3 protein-coding genes and 1 pseudogene are annotated in these 4,994 nt (G+C 71.5%); 2 read left to right on the forward strand and 2 right to left on the reverse strand.

Annotated elements, in window-relative coordinates; genetic code table 11:
* Both AX685_RS11770 and cydD read right to left on the reverse strand, forming a co-directional pair.
* Positions 1-774 (reverse strand): annotated as a pseudogene (locus AX685_RS11770) (cysteine ABC transporter permease); the annotation flags it as partial.
* Positions 771-2,375: a thiol reductant ABC exporter subunit CydD gene (cydD, locus tag AX685_RS11775; RefSeq protein ID WP_082740843.1), complete on the reverse strand. Its 1,605-nt coding sequence runs from the start codon at positions 2,373-2,375 to the stop codon at positions 771-773. The pseudogene AX685_RS11770 and the gene cydD, both read right to left, overlap by 4 nt.
* A gap of 128 nt (positions 2,376-2,503) precedes the next feature.
* Between cydD and AX685_RS11780 the strand changes: the two genes are divergently transcribed.
* Entirely contained in the window at positions 2,504-4,078 is a 1,575-nt protein-coding gene (locus AX685_RS11780) for a cytochrome ubiquinol oxidase subunit I (protein ID WP_066488898.1), read from the forward strand.
* Between the two features lie 13 nt (positions 4,079-4,091).
* The coding region (gene cydB / locus AX685_RS11785) for a cytochrome d ubiquinol oxidase subunit II (RefSeq protein WP_066488904.1) at positions 4,092-4,994 on the forward strand (903 nt) is incomplete at its 3' end.

Consider the following 4,994-nt stretch of genomic DNA (forward strand, 5'->3'; position numbering starts at 1 on the left):
GGCCGCGCCCGTCGCGAGCGCCCCGATCGCCTCGATCGCGCCGCCGGCCGCCGCCTGCCGCCGCCGCGCATCCGCCAGCGCCGCATCGACCGCGGCGATGCGGGCGATCGCGGCATCCTCCATGCGGTAGCAGCGCAACTCAGGTGCGGCGGCCAGCTGCAGACCAAGCAGTTCCCGCAACGCGCCCTGCCGGCGCTGCACCTCCTGCCCCGCTTCGTCGAGACGCCGGCACGACCAGCCCGTCAGCCCCACCGCCATCCCCGCCAGAAGGAGGAACAACAGCGCGGCGACAGGCTGGACGCTCAGGATCAGCAATCCGCCAGCGGCGATCGCTGCCGCCGCGCCGGCGCGCGCGGGCCGGCGCGCGATCGCCATTTCGATGGCGCCGACGTCCTGGACCAGCCGCGCGCTCGCCTCGCCACTGGTCAATGCCAGCGCAGCGGCGGGAGGCGAGCCGGCAATGGCGCGGTAAAGCGCCGGGCGGACCTGCGCGAGCACGGCGAAGGCGGCAGCATGTCCAGCCAGCCGCTCCCCGTATCGCGCGCCCGTCCGCACGATCGCGAGCAAACGGATCGTCGCGCTGGGCAGCAGATAGTTGAATCCCGCCGCCGCCCCGGCCAGCCCCGCTGCCCCTGCCGCGGTGATGAACCAGCCGGACAGCCCCAGCAGCATCGCCGTCGCCGCGGCCACCGCGGCCGCAAGCAGGGCGGAGCGCAGCAACCCCGCGCGTTCCCGCCGGATTTCCGCCGCGAGCAGGTCGGCAAACCCGCTCACAACCGCACCACCCGATCGGCGATGGCCGCCAGGCGCGACGAATGCGTCGCGATCAGCGCGGTGCGCCCGGCGCAGGCGACCGCGATGGCATGGATCATCGCCTCCTCCGCCGCTGTATCCAGATGTGCGGTCGGTTCATCGAGCAGCAGCAGCGGCGCGTCGTTCAGCAGCGCCCGCGCGATCCCGATCCGTCGCCGCTCTCCGCCGGACAGCCCCCCGCCCCGCGCGTCGAGCGGCGCGTCGAGCCCGCCCGGGCGCCGCGACAGCGCCGCTTCCAGCCCCGCCGCAGCCGCAGCGGCGGCGATCCGCTCACGCGGCGCGGCCGGATCGGCGATCGCGATCGCCTCCGCGATGGTGCCGGGCAGCAGCAACGGGTCCTGCCCCGCCCACGCCGCCGCGACGCCCGCGCCGGACGGCAGCCGTGCCTCGCCCACGAAGATCGCGCCGGCCGTCACGGGTGCCAGCCCCAGCAGCGTGCGCAGCAGGCTCGACTTGCCGCTGCCCGATGCGCCGACCAGCGCGACCGTCTCCCCCGGCATGACCGTCAGGCAGAAGTCCGCCACCGCCGCGCGATCGGCATCGGGATAGCGGATCGTCACCCGGTCGAAGACCAGCCGCGGCGGATGCCGGACGACAACCGGCGCGGGCGGCACCGGCCGGTCGAGCATCGGCCGCAGCCGCGCCGCCGCGGTCTCCGCCGCCTGCCGTTCGTGATAGGCGGCGGCAAGTCTCCGCATCGGGGCATAGAATTCGGGCGCCAGTGCCAGCGCGAAGAAGGCGCGCCCCAGCGTCAGCTGCTCGGGAACCGCAACGGGCAACAGCCCCAGCAGCGCGAACCCGCAATAGACCGCCACCAGCGCGACCGACAGCGCCGCGAAGAATTCCAGCGCCCCCGACGACAGGAACGCGACCCGCAGCACCGCCATGGTTCGCGAGGCCAGATCCTGTGAGGCCGTGCCGATCCGCGCCGCCTCGCGCTCCTCCGCGCGAAACGCCAGCACTACGGGCAGCGCGCACACGCGGTCGGCGAAGAGCGACGACAGCCGCGCGAGCGCGACGAACTGCCGCCGCGACCGGTCGGCGGCCGCTCCCCCCGCGAGCGCCATGGCCGCGACGAAGGGGATCAGCGTCGCGAACAGGATCGCCGCGCTGACCGGGCTGGCGAAAGCGATCGCGGTCAGTACCGCTAGCGGGCCGATCACCGCCGCGCCGCGGGCCGGCAGGAACCGCGCGGCATAGCCGTCGAGCGCATCGACATCGTCCACCGCCGTGCTGACCCATGCCGAGGAGGTCGCGCGCGCTTCTGGACCGGCATGGAACGCCGCGCGGACGATCCGTATCCGGGCGGCGGCGACGGTGCCTCGTCCCGCCGCAGCGGCGCAGCCGGACAACACCCATGCGATACCCGCGCGGGCGGCGGCGGCGGCGAGCGCCAGCGTCAGCCACCATGCCGCCCCGCTCACCGCGCCGGCAAGCCCGCCGGCAAAGCCGATCGCCGCCACCGTATCGCCGACCATCAGCGCCGCCGCCGCGCGCGACGGACGGGCCAGGTCGCCCAGCGGAGCGCGGCCAGGGCGGCGGGGAGCGGCGATCGGCGTCATGTCGACCGCCTAGTCCGCGCCTGCCGCCCGCCGAATACGGAGTTTCCCGTATATCGACGGCGCCCCGCGAAGCCGATGAGGCTGATCGAGCCGGCGCCCGATGGCCCGGCATGGAGGAGACTTCAGCGGTGGACCCTAGCGTCATCGACCTGTCGCGGCTGCAATTCGCGCTGACCGCGCTCTACCATTTCCTGTTCGTGCCGCTGACGCTGGGGCTCAGCTTCATGCTGGTCATCATGGAATCGGTCTATGTCATGACCGGGCGGCCGGTGTGGCGGCAGGTGACGCGCTTCTGGGGAAAGATCTTCGGGATCAATTTCGTGCTCGGTGTCGCCACCGGGCTGACGATGGAGTTCGAGTTCGGCACCAACTGGTCGTATTTCTCGCATTATGTCGGCGACATCTTCGGCGCGCCGCTCGCCATCGAAGGGTTGATGGCGTTCTTCCTGGAGGCGACGTTCGTCGGGCTGATGTTCTTCGGCTGGGACCGGCTGTCGAAACTGGGGCATCTCATCGTCACCTTCATGGTGGCGCTGGGCACCAACCTGTCGGCGCTGTGGATCCTGATCGCCAATGGCTGGATGCAAAATCCGGTCGGCGCGGCGTTCAATCCGGAAACGATGCGGATGGAGGTGACCGATTTCGGCGCGGTGCTGTTCAACCCCGTCGCGCAGGCCAAGTTCGTCCACACCGTCAGCGCCGGCTATGTCACCGCGTCGGTCGTGGTGCTGGGCATCTCCGCCTTCTGGCTGCTGAAGGGGCGTTGGGTGCCGGTCGCACGCCGATCGATGACCGTCGCCGCGGCGTTCGGGCTTGCCTCATCCCTGTCGGTCGTCGTGCTGGGTGACGAAAGCGGCTACGCGCTGACCGACAACCAGAAGATGAAGCTCGCCGCGATTGAGGCCGCGTGGCACACCGCGCCCGCGCCCGCCGGCCTCACGATCTTCGGCGTACCCAGCATGGCGACCCGCGAAACCCGCTACGAAGTGCAGGTGCTGTGGGTGCTTGGGCTGATCGCGACGCGCAGCCTGGACGGCACGGTCACCGGCATGTCCGAACTGGTGTTGCAGGCGCAGGAGCGGATCGCCTCCGGGCAGGTCGCCTATGCCGCGGTCCAGCGGCTAAAGGCCGATGCGAAGGATGCCCCCGCCCGCGCCGCGTTCGAGGCGCACAAGCGCGATCTCGGCTATGCGCTGCTTCTGAAGCGATACGTCGCCGATCCCGCCGCCGCCACTCCGGCCGAGGTCGAGCGCGCAGCCTGGGACACGGTACCCAGCGTGCCGGTGATGTTCTGGGCGTTCCGCGTCATGGCCGCGATCGGCTTTGCGATGATCGCGCTGTTCGCCACCGCCTTCGTCCTCTGTTCGCTCAGGCTGCACATGAGCGTGCGCTGGTTCCTGCACGCGGCGGTCGTCGCGATCCCGCTGCCGTGGGTGGCGATCGAGCTGGGCTGGATCGTCGCCGAACTGGGGCGCCAGCCGTGGGCGATCGACGGCGTGCTGCCGACCTTCCTCGCCGCGTCCAGCCTGACCCCGGCGATGCTGCTGACGACGATCGCGGGCTTCACCCTCCTCTACGGTACGCTGGCGGTGATCGAGGTGCGGCTGATCCTGGCCGCGGTCCGCCACGGCCCGATCGAGGACGAGCCAGCGCTGCCCGCCGACACGCATGCGCCGATCTCCGCGCAACCGCTCGCCGTCTGAAAGGAGCGCCACGATGTTCGACTATGAGATGTTGCGCCTGATCTGGTGGGTGCTGCTGGGCGTGCTGCTGATCGGCTTCGCGCTGACCGACGGGTTCGACCTGGGCGTCGCCGCGCTGCTGCCCTTTGTCGCCCGCAGCGATGCGGAGCGGCGGATGGTCATCAACACGATCGGCCCGACGTGGGAGGGGAACCAAGTGTGGTTCATCCTGGGTGGCGGCGCGATCTTCGCCGCATGGCCGTTCGTCTATGCCGCCAGCTTCTCGGGCTTCTACCTCGCGATGTTCGTGGTGCTCGCCGCGCTGATCCTGCGCCCGGTGGGGTTCAAATATCGCAGCAAGCGCCCCGACCCGGCGTGGCGGAGCCGCTGGGACTGGGCGCTGTTCGTCGGCGGGCTGGTGCCGGCACTGGTGTTCGGCGTCGCGGTCGGCAACGTGCTGACCGGCGCGCCCTTCCGCTTCGACGGCGACCTGCGGGTCTTCTACGACGGCAGGTTCCTGGCGCTGTTCAGCCCGTTCGCGTTGCTGGCGGGCGTGCTGTCGGTGGCGATGCTGGTGCTGCACGGCGCGGCGTGGCTGTCGATCAAGGTCGAGCACGGCCCGGTGCACGACCGCGCGACCGCCTATGGCTTTACCGCGGGAACGCTGGCGCTGCTGCTGTTCGCGGTCGGCGGACTGATGGTGGCGGCGATGCCGGGGTTCGAGATCGTCGGGACGGTCGATCCTGCCGGCGCCTCCGACCCGCTCCACACCACCGCGCGCATCGTCACGGGCGGGTGGCTGGCGAATTTCGCACGGCACCCGTGGATGGCGATCGCGCCGGCGCTGGGCTTTGCGGGAACGGCGCTGGCGATGATCGGCATCTACCGGCAGCGGGGGGCGCTGGCGTTCGGCGGGTCGAGCGCGGGGGCGGCGGGG

Origin of the sequence: Sphingomonas sp. CCH9-F2, from assembly GCF_001556735.1 — a bacterium.
Lineage (GTDB): Bacteria > Pseudomonadota > Alphaproteobacteria > Sphingomonadales > Sphingomonadaceae > Sphingomonas > Sphingomonas ginsenosidimutans.

Excerpts from the sequence above, each read along its gene's own strand:
- cydD (WP_082740843.1), bottom strand. The coding sequence starts at position 2,375 with ATGACGCCGATCGCCGCTCCCCGCCGCCCTGGCCGCGCTCCGCTGGGC.